Genomic DNA, 20,005 nt, shown 5'->3' with positions numbered 1-20,005 from the left:
TATTTATCTATATTGAAAGCAACCTAGATAGTGCCGGTACCAACATTTTGTCACCATAAGTAAAGTGAATTTGATACCATTGCGAGCTACTTGGCGATACTAATGTTGCAATCACTTGCTTACCGTGCTTGATGCAAATTATATTTTTTATTGTGTTAAAAAGTGAATAGCATAAAAAAAGCACGGCAACAGTTAACAGAATAATAGATAAAATATTAATACCTAATACTTCTGAACTTCGACTCGAAATATATTGAAAAATAAGCAATATAGTAAAAAAAAGCTGAACGCCGCCTTTAGCTATAAAACGCCACAAGAAAAAATTAACTGCTTGTTTTTCAATGGCAAAACTTGGGTTTTTAAGTTCTTTACGTATTTCTTTGACTGGTATCCCATAGATATAGACTAACCAGTTTGTGATGTCTGAATCTTTTAAAATGAGATATTTTTCTTTCAGCGAATGAATATTTAAAGAAATAAAAAGCTGCCAAGCAATACCCATGAATAATAGGTAAAAAGCAAAGGCATTCATATTCAAGAAACCAAGAACAAATGTAAAAAATCCCAAGAAAGCAATTTTTCCTGAATATAACCAAAAAGGAACAACTTGGTAGTTCATAATTATCCTCGAAAAACTAAGCAAAACAGCAAGAATTCATCTACGATGATAGAATTACTTAAAATACAAACGTTTTAATTTAAAAATAATAAAGCACCCAGTAAAATTCATCGAGTATTTTATTTCTAAAACTACCGTTCTACCTTTAATTAAGATAAATCAACCTAACGCTTTCTAACTATCTACTATAAGCCTTCGCTGTGAAGTGATTTTATCTTTGATAGACTCAATTCAGATTATCATCCCATACTCTATAGCATGCACTATTAGCCCAACTTGATATAATAGTTTCACTTACGGCTATTTAATTGCCAATATTTTCCTTGAAAAGACTAAAACATGGCCATTTTTGATATTGAAAAAGATGAATTACTCGGACTATCTGATGTTCAATTAGAAGAACTAATCGCTCGTCTTTCTGAAGCTGAGGTAGCTGCACATGGTCATAGCCCTGCTAGGGTAAATTGGTCTGGCTCAATCAATGCGCCAGATGGTGGCATTGATGTTCATGTTAACGTTCCCGTAAAACAATTAACTACAGGGTTTCTTGAAAGACCGAATACGATCCTTCAGTCAAAAAAACACTCAATGCCGAAAATGGCTATTACAAAAGAGATGGTTATTGGTGGAAAACTGTCATCAACGATTTCTTTATTAGCTGCACAAGGAGGAAGTTATATTATTGTCAGCTTAGCTGATGATTGTACTACTCCAGTGCTAAACAATCGCATTGAAGCCATGCAAGATGCAGTGAGCAGAGATCCTAATGGCAGTAATTTACATTTAAGCTTCTATGACCGTTCTAAACTAACTCAGTGGGTACGCCAACATCCGTCAGTGATGTTATGGGTGAAAAGGAAGTTGGGTCGAGGATACTCTGGTTGGCAGCCGTATGGGGCATGGAGCAACCCACCGCAAGGAGCGGTAGATAAGATAATTTTCGCACAAGGTGTGAAGATCTCATTGCCATCAGGAAAAGGTCAGAATCTTAGTATTGAGGATGCAATCGGACCGATGAGAGACCTTGTACGAACGACTAATAAAGCAATTCGTATTACTGGGTTATCTGGGGTAGGAAAAACGCGTATCGTACAGGCGCTTTTTGATGAAACTGTAAATACAGTTGGAACAGATGCTCTTGATAGAACAATTGCTGTTTATGTTGATACTGGTGCTAAACCAGAGCCGTCGGCTACAGTAATGTTGGAGAGGCTTATTTCTGAAAACCGACATTCAATTATGATCCTTGATAATTGTCCATCAGACCTCCATGCAGACTTGGCTAAAAGGGTTTCTACTGCATGTGACAATGTAAAACTCATTACTATTGAGTACGATATTAGGGATGATAAGCCACAGACCACAGAGGTAATTCACATAGAGACAGTTGGACCGGAAGTCGCTGAAAAATTACTGCTTCGTCGTTTTCCTAATATAGGCCAGAATAATGCTCGTAGGATAGCAGAGTTCGCCGATGGTAATGCAAGGATCTCTTTGGCAATTGCTGAGAGGGTGGAAGAGGGGGAAAGTTTGGCTCAACTATCCGACGCTCAATTGTTTAACCGTTTATTCGATCAACGTAATCACCAGAATGACGATTTAAAGGAGCAAGCGGAAATATTATCTTTAGTATATTCATTTTCGATTTCTGATCCCGATGTAGGGGAAAATGAATTAGAAGTATTGGGCTCTCTTTCTGGATACTCCAAAAACCAACTATTCCGCACAGTCAAAAAATTAATAGATAGGCATATAGTACAAAAACGAGCTCATTGGCGAGCTATTTTACCCCAGGCTATTGCGAACAGATTAGCATCTTCAGCACTTGATAGTATTCCCACAGAGCAACTTAGAACGATCTTTGAGTTTTCGAACAACCAACGTTTACTAATGTCATTTGCTCATCGGTTAGGTTTGTTACATGACCACCCTGTAGCCATCGAGATTGTTGAAGATTGGTTACAACCTGAAGGACTGTTAGGGAAAATTCTAGAGCTAGATGATTCGCAAATAAGAATGTTGGAATATATCGCTCCGGTGGCACCTGATGCGTTATTAAACCGAATTCAGATAGTACTCACTAGCTCTAATTTCAACGAGTTAACGCACTACGCCCCCCGCCGAACAACGACTCTCAAACTATTACAAGCATTAGCATATGAGCCTAAAAACTTTGAGCTATGTGCTAAGTTATTAATTAGCATTGCTGATGATGAAAAAGAAAGTAGTAACCACGATGATGCAAGACAGAAGCTCACTAAATTCTTCCAGCCATATTTATCAGGCACTCACGCTTCAATAGAACAGCGTATTAAAATTCTGAATGATTGTCTTATTTCAAATACCATTACACGTAGATCTTTAGGGCTAAAAATGCTTTCTACAGCTCTCAACAGTGGACCTTGGTCAGGAATTGGGCTGCATGAATTTGGGGCTAAGCCAAGAGATTTTGGATTTGAACCTAACTACGATGAACTGGTTGAGTGGCGTCATGCTTTTATTAATTGTGCATTACAGTTAGGAATTTCTAATGATCTAGAATTGAAAAATAGTGCCCGACAGATTCTAGCGAATCAATTTAGAGGAATGTGGTATCAAGAAGCTATGAGAGAAATACTTATCGATGCAGCTCGTAAGTTACATTCTTTTTCCCCTTGGAGTGAAGGTTGGAAGGCGATTCGTTCAGTTATTTATTTTAATTACTCTAAGAGTCAAGATAGTCAAAATTTAAAACCGATACCAGATAGCCTAGTGGCTTTAGAGAAAGAGTTAGAACCTAATAACTTGATTTCAAAAATAATAACTTTTGTCTTAAGTCAAGGAAGGGATTATTGGGCTCTTGATAATGACTTTAATCATAATGCTGGCGATAAATATACAGACGCTCAAAAACGGCTTGAAGCTAATGCTCAACGACTAGGTAAAATTTTTGCTATTTCAAATCATAAGCTCTATGAGCTAGGTTCTAATTTGTTTTCTTCAGAATGGATGCCTTATCGAGCTGCGTTTGGGAAAGGGTTAGCTAAAGGAACTTGCGACCAGAAAATCCATTGGCAGAATCTTGTTGATGAGTTGAAAAAATATCCCGAAATTAATAAAGATTTCTCAGTTTTTAAGGGATTTATTGAAGAAGTTGATTCTATAAATAGGGAATTAGCGCAGGAGATACTGGATCAATGTGCACAACATAGTGAGCTTAAAAAGGTATTGGTCGATTTACATCCCTGGAAAGAATTCACTATAAATGATTTTAATCGCTGCATCGCAATTTTAGATGATTCAGATATTAACCCATTCATGTACGGAGCAATCTTGTGGGCGGCTAAATATGCTGATTTACCTAGGGAGTGCATTCTTGACCTTACTTCAAGGCTTTTAAGCAAGCCAAACGGCGATGATGTAGTTCTAGAAGGCCTTAGCATGAGGTTACATGACAAAGACGAATCAATCGATATTCTTGGCGCTGAATTTAGATTACTTGGCCTAAAAGCTGGAATATCACGACTTAAGAGGAATGATAATGATTCTGGTAGTATGAGCGATTATAACATGGAGCGTGTGATTAATGCTGCTTTACGTTTTGATGGTAACGAACCAGAAAAACTAGAGTGGTTAGATACCATTTTTGATGTTATTGACAACAGCTATGGCTACCTTTATTCATTTGAAACTGTTATTGAAAAGACTGTTTCATTGATGCCGGAAGAATTTCTTTGTCGTATTTTTGAGGGGACAGATAGGCAAAAACAGTCACGATTATATTTTATCCGTGGTAATGATAGGAATGGCTCTGTTCTTGAAAAAATAGATAAGAATTCACTACTTGAGTGGTGTTGTTTCAAAAATGATAGCAACATATTTGCGGCTGTAGCAACAGGCATAAATCTTTGGGTAAAAGATGAGGCTACATCAATAACGATCTTGTCTGAGATGGCAACTAAATTATTAGAACTAGCACCTGAACCAAAGGTTGTTTTAGAGGCATTTGCGGAGTGTACGACTCCTTCTTGCTGGTCTGGTAGTCTGGCTAATATAATGCAATCCAAAGCAGATGCAATTAGTCAGCTGATTACCCATGATCGTACCGACATTTCTATAGCTGCAAAGTCGGTGAATGAAAAACTAACTCACAGGATAGAGAATGAAAGATCGCATGAGCGTAAGGACGCTGAGGAACGTGAACAGCGTTTTGAGTAAATGTAATTATTACAAATAGTTAGTTGGATTTTCTAAGATTCATTTACGACAGCCGTTTGTGACGATGATTTTTATAATAAAAATAAGAAATAGTGATCGATATGTTAGCTAAACAGATCAGCCAAACAAAAACTGGGATCTTTTTTCTTTGCTTGGTACAAGTCTTCCCTGTTTAGGTTTCATTGAGTCCACTGGAGATAAAAAGTCATCAGTAAGCGGAAAAAATAAAGCACCCGATGATATTCATCGAGTGCTTTATATCTGAACCCGAGATTTCGGTATTTTTGATTACCGCCCCAGTTACCAATCCAGATTATTTATTTTTATAAACAATCTCGCCTTTTGGCTCGTAATCAGCAGCTTTTAATGGGGAATGTTTCTCAATATAGCCTTTGAGCACTTCCGCATCCACAAAGCCAGTGTTCACGTAGTTTGGATGAGTATCGATAGCTGGATAACCGTCACCACCAATCGCGTTAAAGTTTAATGTCGCCATACGGTAAGTTTTATTCTTATCGACTGGTTTGCCATCAATCTTCACATCGCTGATTGTGCCATCCGCATTCAGAGTCAGGCTCACATTATAGAACTGACCGTAAGCACCAGAGTCAGGTTTCATGTTAGCGACCGCTTGCAGGTAAGGCAGAACTTCTTCGCCTTTAAAGTCCACATACACTAATTCGTTAGCAAATGGCTGAACTTTCAGGACATCTTTATAGGTGATATCGCCGCTTTCGATGGAATCACGCACGCCGCCGCCACTCATGATGGCAAAATCCGCCCCAGCCCGCTCTTTTTGAGCCGCCAGCAGTAAGTGCCCCATATTGGTTTGCTCAAAGCGCACTTTATTACGGTCGCCCATTAGCTTGCCTTCCACTGAACCGACTTTCACGCCTAATTGCTGGTCACCTTTATCTTGATAAGGGGTTAGCAATTTTGTCATTTCAGGGTTATGTGCAATTTCCTGTGTGTAGTAGACGTAATCCGATGAACCGTCGTCTTTCTTCACTTTTTTCTTCAGGTTAATTGGGATCAGCTGATAGTGTTTTAAGGTGAATTTACCGTTTTTGAATTCAAAATCGGCACGACCCACATATTTACCCCACTCATGGGCTTGAACAATCCAGGTGCCATTTTGGTTGTCTGGCGCACATGGCGTTCCCGGCACATAGTCTTCTTGTTTGTAGTTTTTATTCTCTTGAGACATACAAACAGGGTCTTGTGAGTGACCACCCACTATCATATCTAAATAGCCCGCTGGTAAGCTGCGCGCCATTTCCACATCCCCCGGTGCGTTAGAACCGTGGTTGCCATCATCGTAGTGCCCCATATGGGTTGCCGCGATAATAATGTCCGGTTTCTCAGTTGCGCGTAGCTCTTCCACCACTTTTTTGGCTTCAGCAGCAGGAACTCGGAATTCAACATCAGGGAAGTTCGCAGGGTTACCGATTTTCGCCGTGTCATCAGTGGTCAAACCCAGAACCGCAATTTTCACGCCTTGCTTATCAAAAACCTGATAAGGCTTAAACAGACGTTTGCCTGTGCTGGTTTGATAAATGTTGGCAGATAAGAATGGGAATGTTGCCCATTTCTCTTGCTGTTTGAGGACTTCTAGCGGGTTATCAAATTCGTGGTTGCCGAGCGCCATCGCATCGTAGCCCACCAAATTCATCCCTTTAAAATCTGGCTCCGCATCTTGTAAGTCAGACTCTGGTACACCGGTATTAATATCCCCACCAGAGAGTAATAAAACGCTGCCGCCTTGCTTCGCAACTTCGTCACGAATTTCATCAACCACGGTTTTTTGTGCCGCTAAGCCATATTCACCTTTTTCATTGTGCCAAAAATGGCCATGGTGATCGTTAGTATGCAAAATAGTGATGTTGTAGGTTTTATCTTTTTCCCACGCATTTGCCATCGCTGCGGGTAGCAGCGCTAACGAGACAGTTAATGCGCATGCGGATGCCTTAAATGTCAGTTTCATACATTCTCCCTGCTGGTATAGAAATCTCTACCGATTACGTAGTTTGTTATGAGGTAATAAGCCATGTGTTAATAGACTCAGTCTTATAGCATAAAAATGATGGCAAGATCTGAGCGGCTATGCACAAACAGAACGCTGTTACAAAGAAATGAGATCTGGATCGACTAATATTTTCCACCAATTTGCCCATGCCACTCATATTGCCATTTAAATAATTTCTATATTAGTTATATTGGTTACAATTACGCAACAAACTAAAGTGACGATGATGAGCGAGCAAACAGCAGCGAATGGCGGCGCCAAACCCGCTAATAAAACGGGAAAAACCGTTTTCAGTATTTTGACGGCAATCAGTGTCTCCCACTTACTGAATGACATGATCCAGTCGCTAATATTAGCGATTTATCCCCTATTACAATCTGATTTTTCACTAAGCTTCGCTCAAATTGGGATGATCACCCTCACTTACCAAGTCACGGCATCACTTTTACAGCCGATTATTGGTTATTACACCGATAAACACCCACAACCCTACTCTTTGCCAATAGGCATGAGCTTTACCTTGTCGGGCTTACTATTATTAGCGATGGCTGAAACCTTCCCAACCATCTTAATCGCTGCCGCGTTAGTGGGGACTGGCTCTTCTGTATTCCATCCTGAATCTTCACGGGTGGCGAGGATGGCATCCGGTGGTCGCCATGGTTTAGCACAATCCTTTTTCCAAGTGGGTGGCAACCTCGGCGCATCATTAGGCCCTCTACTTGCTGCACTGATTATTGAACCTTATGGCAAAGGCAACATCGGCTGGTTCTCGTTCGCAGCACTACTCGCCATTATTATTCTTTTGCAGGTTAGCAGTTGGTATAAACAGCAGCATCGCGCAGCAAAGAAAAAACCCGTTATTCACGGAGAAATTAAAGTACTGCCTCGCAAAGTGGTGATTGGCTCTCTCAGCGTTTTATTAATTTTAATTTTCTCAAAATATTTCTATTTAGCGAGTATTAGCAGCTACTACACTTTCTATTTAATCGATAAGTTTGGTGTTTCGGTACAAAACGCCCAAATTCACTTGTTTGTATTTTTATTCGCCGTTGCGGCGGGTACCATGATTGGTGGCCCTATTGGCGATAAAATTGGACGCAAGTATGTTATCTGGTTTTCTATCCTTGGCGTTGCCCCATTTACGTTGATTTTACCTCACGCGTCACTCTTCTGGACCGGCGTCCTGACGGTGATTATCGGAATGATTTTAGCCTCAGCATTTTCGGCGATTTTGGTGTACGCTCAAGAATTGATCCCAGGTAAAACGGGGATGGTTTCAGGGCTATTCTTTGGTTTAGCCTTTGGTATGGGAGGCGTTGGTGCTGCTGTCTTGGGTCATATTGCAGACCAAACCAGTATTGAGCAAGTTTATCAATATTGTGCCTTTCTACCGTTATTGGGTATTTTTACTGTATTGTTACCAAATATAAACAACAAATAGCCTTATTACCTTATTTTATCCATACTTATGTTTTCATAAGTATGGATAACCCTTCCTTTATTTTACAAAAGACTTCCATAAAAATGACTAAAATAAAAAGCTTGTAACGATTTAGCCCTATCAGCTCGATTTTTTTTTAGAAACCAGTCAATTTTTTAAAGAAATTTGTTTTCAAAACCGCTAAAATAGATGAACACGCAATTTGTATTTCAAAATGGTGATTAACGTCATCAACATTTTGAAAGCCAAAGGCATGTACCCACCTTCCTATTCATAAACAAACCAGAGGAGACTTAATGGAGCATTCAACGCCCTTAATTACAACCATTGTTGGTGGTCTCGCCCTTGCATATATATTAGGCATGCTCGCGCAGCGCTTAAAAATTTCGCCACTTGTCGGTTATCTTGCCGCGGGTGTGTTAGCGGGTCCTTTTACCCCCGGTTTTGTTGCAGACACCACCCTAGCCCCTGAACTCGCTGAGATTGGGGTTATTCTTTTGATGTTTGGTGTTGGTCTACATTTCTCATTAAAAGATTTATTAGCCGTAAAAGCGATTGCTATCCCCGGCGCCATCGCTCAAATAGCCGTCGCAACTTTATTAGGCCTTGGCTTATCGATGTTATTCGGTTGGGGCATATTTACGGGAATTGTCTTCGGTCTCTGTCTCTCAACCGCCAGTACCGTTGTATTACTACGCGCACTTGAAGAGCGACAACTGATTGAAAGCCAACGCGGGCAAATCGCTATTGGCTGGCTGATCGTTGAAGACTTAGCCATGGTTCTCGCCTTGGTGCTGTTACCGGCTGCCGCAGGGATCATGGATAGCAATGAAGCCAGTTTTGGCGAATTAGCCATGAGCCTTGGATGGACAATAGGTAAAGTCATTGCCTTTATTGTCATTATGATTGTCATCGGGCGAAAAGTTATCCCATGGATTTTATCTCGCACGGCATCAACAGGTTCCCGTGAACTGTTTACGCTTGCGGTTTTAGCGCTTGCATTAGGTATCGCCTATGCTGCTGTCGCGATTTTTGACGCCTCCTTCGCACTAGGCGCATTCTTCGCAGGCATGGTGCTAAATGAATCAGAGCTGAGCCATCGTGCGGCTCAGGACACTTTACCGTTACGTGATGCATTTGCAGTACTGTTCTTCGTGTCTGTCGGGATGTTATTCGACCCAGTGGTTCTCATTGAGCAACCGTTAGGGATCCTCGCTGTTCTCGGTATCATTATCATTGGTAAATCCGCCGCCGCGCTGGTGCTCGTACGAATGTTTGGGCACTCACGCCGTACCGCATTAACCATTTCTGTCAGCTTGGCACAAATTGGTGAGTTTGCCTTTATTTTGGCCGGTATGGGTCTAGCACTCGGAGTCATGGATAAAGACGCGCAAAACTTGGTATTAGCCGGTGCGATTGTCTCTATCATGTTAAACCCAGTGTTATTCAGCCTATTGGATAAATATCTGGAAAAAACCGAGACCATCGAAGAACAGCTTCTGGAAGAAACACTGGAAGAAGAGACTCAGATCCCTGTGGATATTTGTGGTCATGCAGTGATAGTTGGTTACGGTCGTGTTGGCGGCATGCTGGCTGATAAACTGCGTCGTCGTGAAATCCCATTGGTTGTGGTTGAAGATACCCGTGCACGCTTTGAAGAGCTGGCTGAAAATGGTTTCTGTGCCATCTTAGGTAATGGTGCAAGTAAAGATATCCTAAGCTTGGCCCGCATTGAATGTGCAAAATCCCTGTTACTGACCATTCCAAACGGTTATGAAGCAGGTGAAATTGTGGCTACCGCCAAAGAGCTGAATCCGAATATCACCGTGGTCGTACGCGCCCACTATGATGATGAAGTCAGCTTTATTAGAGAGCGCGGTGCAGACCACATTATTATTGGTGAACATGAGATTGCAAAATCTATCACCACGTTAATGTGCAATGATGTGGCCGAATTTGGTTGTGCTATCCCGGATGATAAGGATAAAGATAATCACAACCCAGATGGTAAAAATTTGGATGAATATCTAAAACCGAGCCACTAAGTTCAGTGTCAATTAAGTTTATTTTTAATTGAAAACAAAAAAGCCGTAACTGATTAACGTTACGGCTTTTTTTATTATGAATTCAGCATTTGTTCAGCAAATTCCCTGTCAGTCCACACAGGTAAACCTTTATCTTTGAAGAATTGAATTTCTGCGGCAACACCACCGCTTTTTTCCCATCCCGCCAGCGTCAGAACAATCAAACCATCACAACGCTTTAAAAACTCCATATCAATCTCTGACCATGCCACTTTTTGCCCTTGAGAGGCTAAGTACTGGTTGATTGGATGAGTCATGGTGATTTGGCTATAGGTTGCAATTCCTTTAAGCGCTAATTCCGCGGCATATTGGGCACAAGCTTGGAAACGCATTTCCACAATATTACTATCGGGATCAGAGTATGGGCACGCAATAAAATAGAGTTTCATTTTAATTCCTAGTGTCGTATTTAACGAATTTTGAGCAAAGTAATCCTATGAAAAATAAATGAATTATTTTCCATAGGGTATAAATTAAATGGGTAATGCTTTGATTTTTATGGCTTACAGAATATCTGCAATAATAATTTTGGTTTTCGGGCGTTTTTTATTTTCAGTTAATTTAAAGTCTTTAGTGGTAGTAATGAGATAATCGATATTCTCCCATCCTGCCACAAAATTAATCGCATGCTTATGGGCTTTTGTTCCATCAGCTAACACCATCAGCTTATCGCTGTTTTCCTGCATTTTTTGCGCAATGGCAGCCTCATCAACGTGTTGATCCATTACACCATGCTGAGGATGAAAAGCACCAGCGCCGATAACCGCATAATCCGCGAAAAATTCCGTAATATTCTTTAATGCGATTGCGCCTAAGCAGGCATTTTGTGCCGCATTAAATTGCCCACCAATCAAAATCGTTTCGATGGTCGGGTTTTCCTGCAATGTGCTCGCTAATAACGGCGAGTTTGTTATCACCGTAATATTATCAATCGACTTAATGCGTTGGCTAAACTCAAAGGTCGTCGTACCAAAATCAATAAACAGTGTGTCTCCGGGCTTAATTAATTCCGCCGCTTTAGCTGCTATCGCTTTCTTTTCATCAACAGCAGCTTGCGCTCGTTCTGTAAAATTACGCTCAAATTTGGACTGAATATTGACAGCCCCACCGTGAACTTTCTTTAATAATTTTTGAGTTTCAAGCTTACTCAGATCACGGCGGATAGTTTCTTGCGCCACATTAAAATGCGTTGCAAGCTCCTGTACATACACCTGACCTTGAGTCGATAACATCTCAATGATGGTTTGGTGTCGTACTTTTGAGGAGCGTCCCTCACACATAGTTTAATCCTTCTGACCATTTAACATTTCCAGCACTATACAACAGTGACAGTAATTTCAGTAGCACTCGCTTGGATTTTTGTTAAATCGATATTTTTCAGCAAAATACGACGAGTCGGTAAACAACGACGACGCTTTTCATACAGCACGGTATTGCCCGCCATCACACGGATTGTTCCCGTTATTGCCTTGTTGACTTGAATGTTGAAATCCACATTTTTCGCAGTATTTTCGGACATATTAATACATGCAGGTACTGTAAAACGAATTGGCTCAGCAAATCGAACAGGCAATCTATTTCCTTGCTGTACATCCATTTGATGATGATTAGCTAATAAATCATCCGCAATATACCCGCCGGTGATCACTCCTTCTTGATAGCACTGATCCCCCATATCCGCAGGATGAAGCATGTTACCCGCCGCGTAATAGCTGCCATCTGAACAGCGGCTACGCTGGTCAGTGACGGGTTTGCCTGTATTGGCCTCAAAATTCAGGTGGCTTTTACGAATTAACGTATTTTCACCCACAAAGCCCCCTGTAAAAATCACAGAGTCGCACTCAATTTTGCGTATTTGCCCTGCGGTTTCCACCATCACATATTCGACTCTTTCTAAGCCGCCAATTTCCGTGATTTTGCTATTCACATACACCGGGGTTCCCATGGCTTTCGCAAACAATGAAGCCGGTTTGAATGCCAGAATTCGTTCGCCGCTTTCAATCATGGCTTTCGCTTTTACGCCCGCATTTTTTAATGTCCATAATGCAGAGAAACTGACTAACTCACTGCCAACGATCACTGGGTTCAAACATGGTTTTTGCCCTTTTAAATAGACAAATTGCTGTAGCGCACCCGCAGTTAAAATACCTTGAGGACGCAAGCCAGAAACTAAGCGTGGGTGACGTGGTGTTTCGCGAACACCTGTTGCAATCAAAATACGCTTACCGCGCATTTCAACCACCCCATCTGGTGTTGTGACTGTTAAAGTGCCATTAGGTTGTAATTGCGTCACAGTGCAACGCGTTAGTATTGGTGTATCGCCCAAGTCTTTAACAATTTTTTCCGCAAACTGGTTGCCTTTCATTGGGCGTTTGAATACTAACAAACCGAAAGTGGGATGTTGGCAATGACGAGGGACACCACCCGCGTGGGCTTCACGCTCTAAAATCGCAATATTGTGAATACCACGGCGACGCAATGTTTGTGCTGCCGCGATACCTGCCGGCCCTGAGCCAATAATGATCACATCGTAATTTAAGCTCATTTCACTGCCTCCACCGCTAAGGTATTGTCAAAGCGGTCGTTAATAATTTCAGCGACCTGACTACTACAATAAAAACCGTTGCAACGCCCCATCATGACGCGAGTTCGACGACGAAGTGCGCCTAAACATTCTGGTGGAATGTCAGAATCAAACGCGGCTTCAATTTCTCGTTGAGTCACTAACTCACAGTGGCACACAATGCCGCCATTATTTTTACATTGGTAATCACGCTCATCATATTCAGAGAGCATCGGCATCTTAGGCCAAATTAATTCAGTTGGCGGTGATAGCTCAAATAATGCGTCAAAATTCTCTTGGTAAAGTTTCCCTAAGTGATTGGCGACCCCCAACGCTGCCGTTAAGCCCGTTGAGCGAATTCCCCCAGCACATATCCACTGCCTTTCGGGGTAATCATTAATTCGATAATATTTTTCTTCCGTGGCGGGACGTAATCCGGCATAGGTGGCCGTCACACTGTAATTATGCAGTGATGGCAACATACGTGAGCCTTGGTCGATTAAATCTTGCAAGACTTCTTGTTTCACTTCTGCTTTCCAGCGGTCTTGCTGTTCTTCCGCTGTTGGGCCTAACAGTAAATTACCGAAAATGGTTTTCGATAACAGAACACCTTTAGTAATCGCTGTGGGTACAGGCAAAATGATCGCATTGATATCGGCCGCAGCCGCTTTGTCATATACCAAAAACTGACCTTTGCGCGGTTTAATTTCGAATGGTGATGGGTGGCAAATCGATTCCACAATATCCCCATTAATACCGGCACAGTTAATCACTAATCGGGCAGAAAACTCACCTTTTGATGTGGATAATGTCCAAATTCCCGCATTTAGCTCACCCGCAGTCACTTCACAGTGGAATTGATATTCTGCACCGTGCTTCACGGCTTGAGTTAAATACGCCAGCGGCGTGCTCCATGGGTCAATCACCGATTCCCCCGGAACCTCAACCGCTGCCAGCGCACCTTCAGCCAAATGAGGCTCTCGACGATAAAGCTCTTCTTTATCTATCATGCCCACATCCATGACGTTGTTAGTGTGTGCTTGCTCTACAATACTCGGCAACTTATTGAGCTGCTCTTCGTTCCAAGCCACGACTAACGCGCCTGTTTTGAGTAACGGCAAATTCATTTTCTCTCTAATATCAATGAATTCCTGATACCCATCTTGCATGCATTCCAATTCTAATGTCCCTGGTGTGGCATCAAAACCGGTATGTAACAACGCGCTATTTGCTTTGCTTGCTCCTGATAAAATATCGCCACCACGCTCTAACAGCAGTGTTTTAGCGCCCATCAATGTGAATTTTCGGGTCACTGCACAGCCAATGACCCCCCCACCGATGACAATGACATCCCACATTTTTTTATTATTAGCATTCATGGCTGAAATCCTTAATATAAAACTTGGACACATAAAACCACATAATTCCCACAACCACAACATATAAAACAACACAAATCACAATAACACTCCAAAAACTTCTCACATTGTTATCTTATTGTGACAGTTATCACATTCACAGAAGTTATTGTGAGTTTTTTGTGGATTTTATTTCCGATTAAACGATAGTAAGCAAAAAAACAAACCTATTTACAACATTTATAACACTGGGAAATTCAGCGATGCTCAATCAACGTTATGCCGCTATCGATCAGGGAACAACGGGAACCCGGGTCGTCGTCTTTGAAGAAGGCGGCCATTACCATTCCCCGATGAGTATTCCACACAAGCAAATCACCTTAAACAGTGGTTGGGTTGAGCACGATCCTGAAGAGATCCTAACGAACATCATTAAGTGTCTGAATAGTTGTGAAGTCGTTGATGCTATTGGTATTTGTCACCAAGGCGAAAGTATTGTTGCGTGGGATGCTCAGACTAAGCGCCCCCTTTATAACGCAATTGTTTGGCAAGATCTGCGTACTGAAAAAACCATCCAGCAACTTAAAGAGGCGGGACTTGAGCCGCTTGTCCAAGCAAAGTCGGGGCTGCCCTTAGATCCTTATTTCTCGGCCAGCAAAATGGGATGGATTTTGGAGAATGTGGTGGGGGCCAAATCCCTTGCGGATAAAAATCGTCTACGCATAGGCACTATGGATGCATTTTTCCTTGATCGTTTATGCGATGTTTTTGTGACGGATTATAACTCCGCATCACGTACCTCTTTACTCAACATTCATACGCTAGAGTGGGATCCACAGCTGTGTGAGATTTTTGGTGTACCAATCCACTGTTTGCCACCACTGCGCGACAATATTGGTGACTTTGGCGCCGTCAATCTCGACGGGCATCTCACGCCAGTCACCGCGATTATTGTCGACCAATTTGCAGGAACCTTTGGTCATGGTTGTCGCCAAAAAGGGGATGCCAAGATTACCTTTGGTACTGGCGCATTTTTGCAAGCCTTGACGGGGAGCGATATCCCACAAACTCATCAAAGCGGATTATTACCCACACTTTGCTGGAAATTTCCAGGAGAAGCCCCTGTTTTCGGTTTAGATGGTGGTGTGTATAACGCCGCCTCGGCAATCAACTGGGCACGTAAAATCGGTCTATTTGAGGATTTTGATGAGCTTTCAGATTTTCGCGATGAGCCCGCGATTAAACGTGGTTTAGCGTTTGTGCCTGCACTTTCAGGCTTAGGCTGCCCTTATTGGGATCGCAGCGCTGCTGGCTTATGGGCGGGACTCTCATTAGATACCGATAAGAAAGATATGATGCAGTCGGTCTTAGAAGGAATAGCCGCCCGCTCCGCCGAAGTTATTTTCGCAATGGAGAAAATCTCTCCATTAGGTCAGTCCATTTCAGTCGATGGAGGGTTATCGTCAAATCAGTACTTTAAGCAGTTTTTAGCTAATTTATTACAAAAAAATATTGAAGCACCAGCAAATCGTGAAGTCACAGCACTCGGGGCTGCCTTGCTTGCTCGTAAAGGTTTGGGAATAAGCCATGAAATGGCGATACGACGCAATACTAGCGTCACACGCCCTGATGGAACCAACATGCAAGGCGTAATGGAACAGTATCGCGACATTATTGCCCGTTCTCGCCAGCTCAGAAATTAATTCTTCCAACAATAAAAAAGAAAGGAAACCCTACTATGGCCGAATTCGGAAACTATATTATCTACTTAATCATGTGCGGTGCCGTGATTGGTGCCGTTGCATCGATTGTCAGGCCTGCCAGCGACCTCGGAAAAGAGTTTGTAAACGGTATTTTTTCTATTGGTCCCGTGTTTCTCGCTCAAGCTGGGATCATGGCTGCCGTTCCACTACTTTCACAATTGATATCTTACATCCTAGGGCCAGTATTTAGCTCTGTCGGCTCTGATGTTTCTATCGCAGCACTATCCATTATCGCGGTGGATATGGGCGGATATCAGTTAGCCGATGCCTTAACCACAAATCGCGATATGTGGATCACCGCGATGTTGATCGGTTATACCTCAGGGGCAACCATTGTTTATCTGATCCCTGTTGGTTTAACGATGTTAAACCGTAAAGATCACAAATATTTAGCCTTAGGGGCAATGGCAGGATTGATCTCAATCCCATTCGGGGTATTGGCTTCATTGCTGTTGATCACACTCAATAATATCCCGGTTCGCGATATTATTTCGACGAACTCCCCCGCCACGCATCAACTCACCCTTGATTTCTTGACGATGCTGCAATATCTAATGCCGCTATTCGTTTTCTGTTTCTTGCTGGCAGCGGGCTTAAAATATCGTCCAATGTTAATGGTTACGGGCTTTTTGATCTTCGGTAAGATCATGGATGCATTCGTAAAATTAGTATTAGCCTTCTCCATTGTGGAACATTTTACCGGCGTATTTAGTAAAGTCTTTGGGGCTTGGGGATTCGATCCGTTATTTGCCGATCAAAATGAATTATTCCGTGCGATCGAGATTGCAGGTTATATCGGGATCATGCTCGCAGGTACATTCCCTATCTGTTACCTGTTCCAACGCTACTGCAAACCGTTAGTCAGCGCACTCAGCCGTCGATTAAAGCTGAGCGATACAGGTTCACTGGGTTTCATCATGGTGATGGCAAATATCATTGCAACTTACCACTTATTCAAAGAGATGCGTGCAAGGGATAAAGTATTGTGCGTGGCCTTTGGGGTTTGTGCTCAAGCCACGATTGGCGACCACTTAGCCTTTACCGCAAACTTCCAACCAACATTGGTACTACCAATCCTGTTAGGTAAATTAGTGGGTGGTTTCTTAGCGGTATTTATTGCGATTAAAATCTCTGTTCCACAAGCGATGCGCTATGAACAAGAAGATGAAAAAGCCGTTGAGGCTGTTAAAGCTGAGCACCCTGCGGGGATCGCCAAAGAAGCGTAATCGTTCTCATCATGATAAAAACAAAAACACCTCGTTCGAGGTGTTTTTTATTTTTGTGTTATTTATTTCTAACTACCAACTTCAAGTTAGCGATCCCAATAGGACTCTTCTAAGCTATCTTCTTTTTCTGGTAGCCCGCGGGTTAAGCGCGGTGAATGCTGAGAAAGAACTTGATAACTCACACGGTTCGCATACTTACACACCTGTGCCAGCGAGGAGTAAGTGAGATATTGGCGTTCGTGCTTACTGGAATTCGGCACATTTGAACGGTGATAAGAGTTCGCCGTAATATCATGCAGTAACGCAGATAACGCCCCATCACCCGCGCCATTGGTGTTCATGATTTTTTCTGGGCCACCCATATAAGGTTCAATATGAGAGAAAATTCGACGAGGTTGTTTGCAATCTTGCATACGCATCGCGCGGCTAAATTCATACAGGTTAAATTCAGCAATGGCTCCCGGCAGTAGTGGGTGCTGAGTTTTACGTTTATATTCTTCTTCCGTAAAACCTGCCATATACAGCCCTGAAGGCCCTGCGGTACATAAAACAAGGTCAACCCAATCCAATGCCATATTGGATGCCAATAGAGGGTCGCTAAAGCCAGTTAATTCTAAGGCCTCATCTTCGTTCATGGCGACCACGGAGACATGATCTTTAAGGAAATCACGCCAGAATTGCGGATCTTGAGCGATAACAAACTTGGTTCCCAATGTCAGTACCACGGGAACATTATGCTTTTTCGCATAATGGATAGCTTGCATCGTCGCATCCGGCATTGTTTCCCCCGGCTTACAACGCACTAAGTAAGCCGTTAATACCAGCGCTGATGCGCCTGCAATAATCTCTTCAGGAATGCTATCGGGGTGTAAGCGGTTCATATGTCCCGGGCTAATCGCAAACGTACGTTCACCGTTATCAGTCACGAGCGTAAAACAACGCCCGATAGGGCCATCTACCCCTTGTAGGTAGTTTAGATCCATACGGCTTGAAGTATGGCAGAGGTAGCGATAAGCATAACTACCAATCTGAATATTGTTGCACATCGTGCCCAATAAGACGGAGCGGTCATCGGCTAAGACAGAGTAATTGTGGAGCGTATTCCCTATTGTGCCGCCTGCAAACTCATGGGTGATCAGTTTCTTATCGGTGAGCTCTTTGTAGAGCGCTTCAGCCGCATCGTCTTCGATAACTAAAGAGTGACCTTTACTTAATTGATAACGTTCAATAAATTCATCATCAATTTTGGCTTCAATATCGACGAGCGTTTGGTCGATACCCACAATATACGATTTGCAGTTTTCATCGTCAGAGAGCATCTCTTTCATCGGTTGTAAAAGAGGATCTCTGAGAGAGACGGGAAAGTAATGTTTAGATTTGCGTTGACCGGGGAATTTCATATTGGGAACATTAAAAAAGGAACATTTCCGTATTCTAACACGATAAAACAAAACCGGCACCCTTCGATAAAAAGGTGCCGGTTAGGTATTTATAACGCTTTAGAGTGATTACTTACGGCGAGTATTTTGCTGATTATAATTACGGTATAGGTCACGACCTAGTACAAACGCACAGCTCATAATAAAGCCAAGAATAGCGCCTAATGCCACGATAAGCATCGATTTAGGTGAGTCTTTAGTAATCGGTAAATCTGGAGTCAGGATAAATCTCACTGGCTCAAAATCTAATTCTTTAGTTGTGAGTGAGTTTAAGTTTTCAATATAGACTTTTGCATTTTGCAGTTTTTCACTGATCAGCGCTAAGTCGCGGTTCTTTAACTCAATGCCCAATTTTTCTTCTAACGCTTCTGAACCTAATGCAATTGGGTAATCAGGGTCATCATTAATTGCCACTGAGTCTCTTGCAATAGGACGTGTAATTCCGGCGGCTTTCGCGATGGTAATAGCGCGTTTTAAACGCTCAATTTTAACATCATAAGAAATCTGGATTTTGTTGGTATCTTGTTTTAATGCTTCAACGCTATAAATCAGTTGGCGTGCAATCGCATTATCCACTTCAGTTTTCATTCTTTTACGGACAATACTCGCCGTATAGCGAATATACCCATCCATTAAATCTTGCGCTTCAACCGCTGTTGGCGCGGTAAATGACAGAACGATGTCGCTATCATCACTGTCTTTTTCTTTACCGTTGTATTTCAATTTAATCGAATCCGCGATGATGCGATTCACTAAGCGTTGAACCTCGAGAGGATCATTTTTATTCTCGAGTTTATCAAGCAGTGTTTTAAAATAATCGGTGCTTTTAACGAAGGCTTCTTGGTTAACTTTAGAACGGTATTGAACGATAAATTCGTTATAAATACGCTGAGAACCCAAGTCAACTTCCATGCCTAATGCATTTAAGCGTGCTGAAAATTCATTAGCTTCTTTTACCTCTTCAGACGTTGGCGGAATAATAACCGCTTCACTCGTCCACTTCTGAGGTAACATTTTGACAACCCCAATACTCAGTGCGGTAACAATGACTGTTGCAATAATAATCAATAATTTATTCTTGAACAGAACCGCCACCAGCGCCATGAGATCGATCTCATCATTGTGCTGCAATTTATATTGCGGATCTTGCTCTAGCTGTTTTTTTAATTCTGGAGATAAATTGGTTTTTTCAGTCATGTTAATTCCAAACAACGCACTCTAAATTGTACCATTGAATATTGAGGTCATAATTATAGTCAAAATTTAAGTTTTGGATATAACCATTAACC

General features: G+C 42.1%; 13 protein-coding genes. 5 read left to right on the top strand and 8 right to left on the bottom strand.

The window, feature by feature from the left end; all coding sequences use genetic code 11:
• Positions 1–7: 7 nt before the first annotated feature.
• A complete protein-coding gene (locus H0913_RS14360; RefSeq protein WP_181477481.1) occupies positions 8–619 on the bottom strand; it encodes a hypothetical protein in 612 nt (203 codons plus the stop codon).
• Positions 620–958: 339 nt separating this feature from the next.
• Here H0913_RS14360 and H0913_RS14355 point away from each other — a divergent pair, with 339 nt between their 5' ends.
• On the top strand, positions 959–4,816 hold the full coding sequence (locus H0913_RS14355; RefSeq protein WP_181477480.1) for a hypothetical protein: 3,858 nt from the start codon (positions 959–961) through the stop codon (positions 4,814–4,816).
• A 313-nt stretch (positions 4,817–5,129) separates the two neighbouring features.
• On the opposite strand, the gene ushA is transcribed toward H0913_RS14355, so the two are convergent.
• Positions 5,130–6,800: a bifunctional UDP-sugar hydrolase/5'-nucleotidase UshA gene (gene ushA / locus H0913_RS14350; protein ID WP_181477479.1), complete on the bottom strand. Its 1,671-nt coding sequence runs from the start codon at positions 6,798–6,800 to the stop codon at positions 5,130–5,132.
• A gap of 268 nt (positions 6,801–7,068) precedes the next feature.
• Between ushA and H0913_RS14345 the strand changes: the two genes are divergently transcribed.
• Positions 7,069–8,283 carry an MFS transporter gene (locus H0913_RS14345; protein ID WP_154637794.1) on the top strand — a complete coding sequence of 405 codons (1,215 nt, stop codon included), beginning with the start codon at positions 7,069–7,071 and terminating at the stop codon, positions 8,281–8,283.
• A gap of 296 nt (positions 8,284–8,579) precedes the next feature.
• Complete coding sequence (gene ybaL, locus H0913_RS14340; protein ID WP_181477478.1) at positions 8,580–10,328, top strand: YbaL family putative K(+) efflux transporter; 1,749 nt, start codon at positions 8,580–8,582, stop codon at positions 10,326–10,328.
• Between the two features lie 74 nt (positions 10,329–10,402).
• On the opposite strand, the gene H0913_RS14335 is transcribed toward ybaL, so the two are convergent.
• From H0913_RS14335 to H0913_RS14320, 4 genes are all read right to left on the bottom strand, one after another.
• Positions 10,403–10,756 (bottom strand): DUF1937 family protein, encoded by a 354-nt coding sequence (locus H0913_RS14335; protein WP_181477477.1) that lies wholly within the window; start codon positions 10,754–10,756, stop codon positions 10,403–10,405.
• Between the two features lie 114 nt (positions 10,757–10,870).
• Positions 10,871–11,647 (bottom strand): DeoR/GlpR family DNA-binding transcription regulator, encoded by a 777-nt coding sequence (locus H0913_RS14330; protein ID WP_181477476.1) that lies wholly within the window; start codon positions 11,645–11,647, stop codon positions 10,871–10,873.
• 35 nt (positions 11,648–11,682) lie between these two features.
• Positions 11,683–12,912 carry an NAD(P)/FAD-dependent oxidoreductase gene (locus tag H0913_RS14325; RefSeq protein ID WP_181477475.1) on the bottom strand — a complete coding sequence of 410 codons (1,230 nt, stop codon included), beginning with the start codon at positions 12,910–12,912 and terminating at the stop codon, positions 11,683–11,685.
• A complete protein-coding gene (locus H0913_RS14320; RefSeq protein ID WP_154602439.1) occupies positions 12,909–14,309 on the bottom strand; it encodes an NAD(P)/FAD-dependent oxidoreductase in 1,401 nt (466 codons plus the stop codon). The genes H0913_RS14325 and H0913_RS14320 overlap by 4 nt, the downstream gene beginning before the upstream one ends.
• Positions 14,310–14,551: 242 nt before the next feature.
• Between H0913_RS14320 and H0913_RS14315 the strand changes: the two genes are divergently transcribed.
• Both H0913_RS14315 and eutH read left to right on the top strand, forming a co-directional pair.
• The gene (locus H0913_RS14315) at positions 14,552–15,991 is read left to right on the top strand and encodes an FGGY family carbohydrate kinase (RefSeq protein ID WP_154602438.1); all 1,440 of its coding nucleotides are present in this window, start codon (positions 14,552–14,554) and stop codon (positions 15,989–15,991) included.
• A 35-nt stretch (positions 15,992–16,026) separates the two neighbouring features.
• Entirely contained in the window at positions 16,027–17,277 is a 1,251-nt protein-coding gene (gene eutH, locus H0913_RS14310) for an ethanolamine utilization protein EutH (protein WP_036952538.1), read from the top strand.
• Positions 17,278–17,363: 86 nt separating this feature from the next.
• Here the strand turns inward: eutH and H0913_RS14305 are convergent, their stop codons facing one another.
• Together H0913_RS14305 and wzz(fepE) are read right to left on the bottom strand one after the other, a co-directional pair.
• Positions 17,364–18,677, bottom strand: coding sequence for an inosine/guanosine kinase (locus H0913_RS14305; RefSeq protein ID WP_036952541.1), 1,314 nt, complete (start codon positions 18,675–18,677; stop codon positions 17,364–17,366).
• A 108-nt stretch (positions 18,678–18,785) separates the two neighbouring features.
• Positions 18,786–19,913, bottom strand: a complete 1,128-nt coding sequence (wzz(fepE), locus tag H0913_RS14300) for an LPS O-antigen length regulator Wzz(fepE) (protein ID WP_154602437.1) — start codon at positions 19,911–19,913, stop codon at positions 18,786–18,788.
• Between the last annotated feature and the right edge of the window lie 92 nt (positions 19,914–20,005).

Source organism: Providencia rettgeri (assembly GCF_013702265.1).
Taxonomy (GTDB): domain Bacteria; phylum Pseudomonadota; class Gammaproteobacteria; order Enterobacterales; family Enterobacteriaceae; genus Providencia; species Providencia zhijiangensis.
Note: the sequence above shows the minus strand (reverse complement) of the source record. Positions and strands in the feature narration are given on the sequence as shown.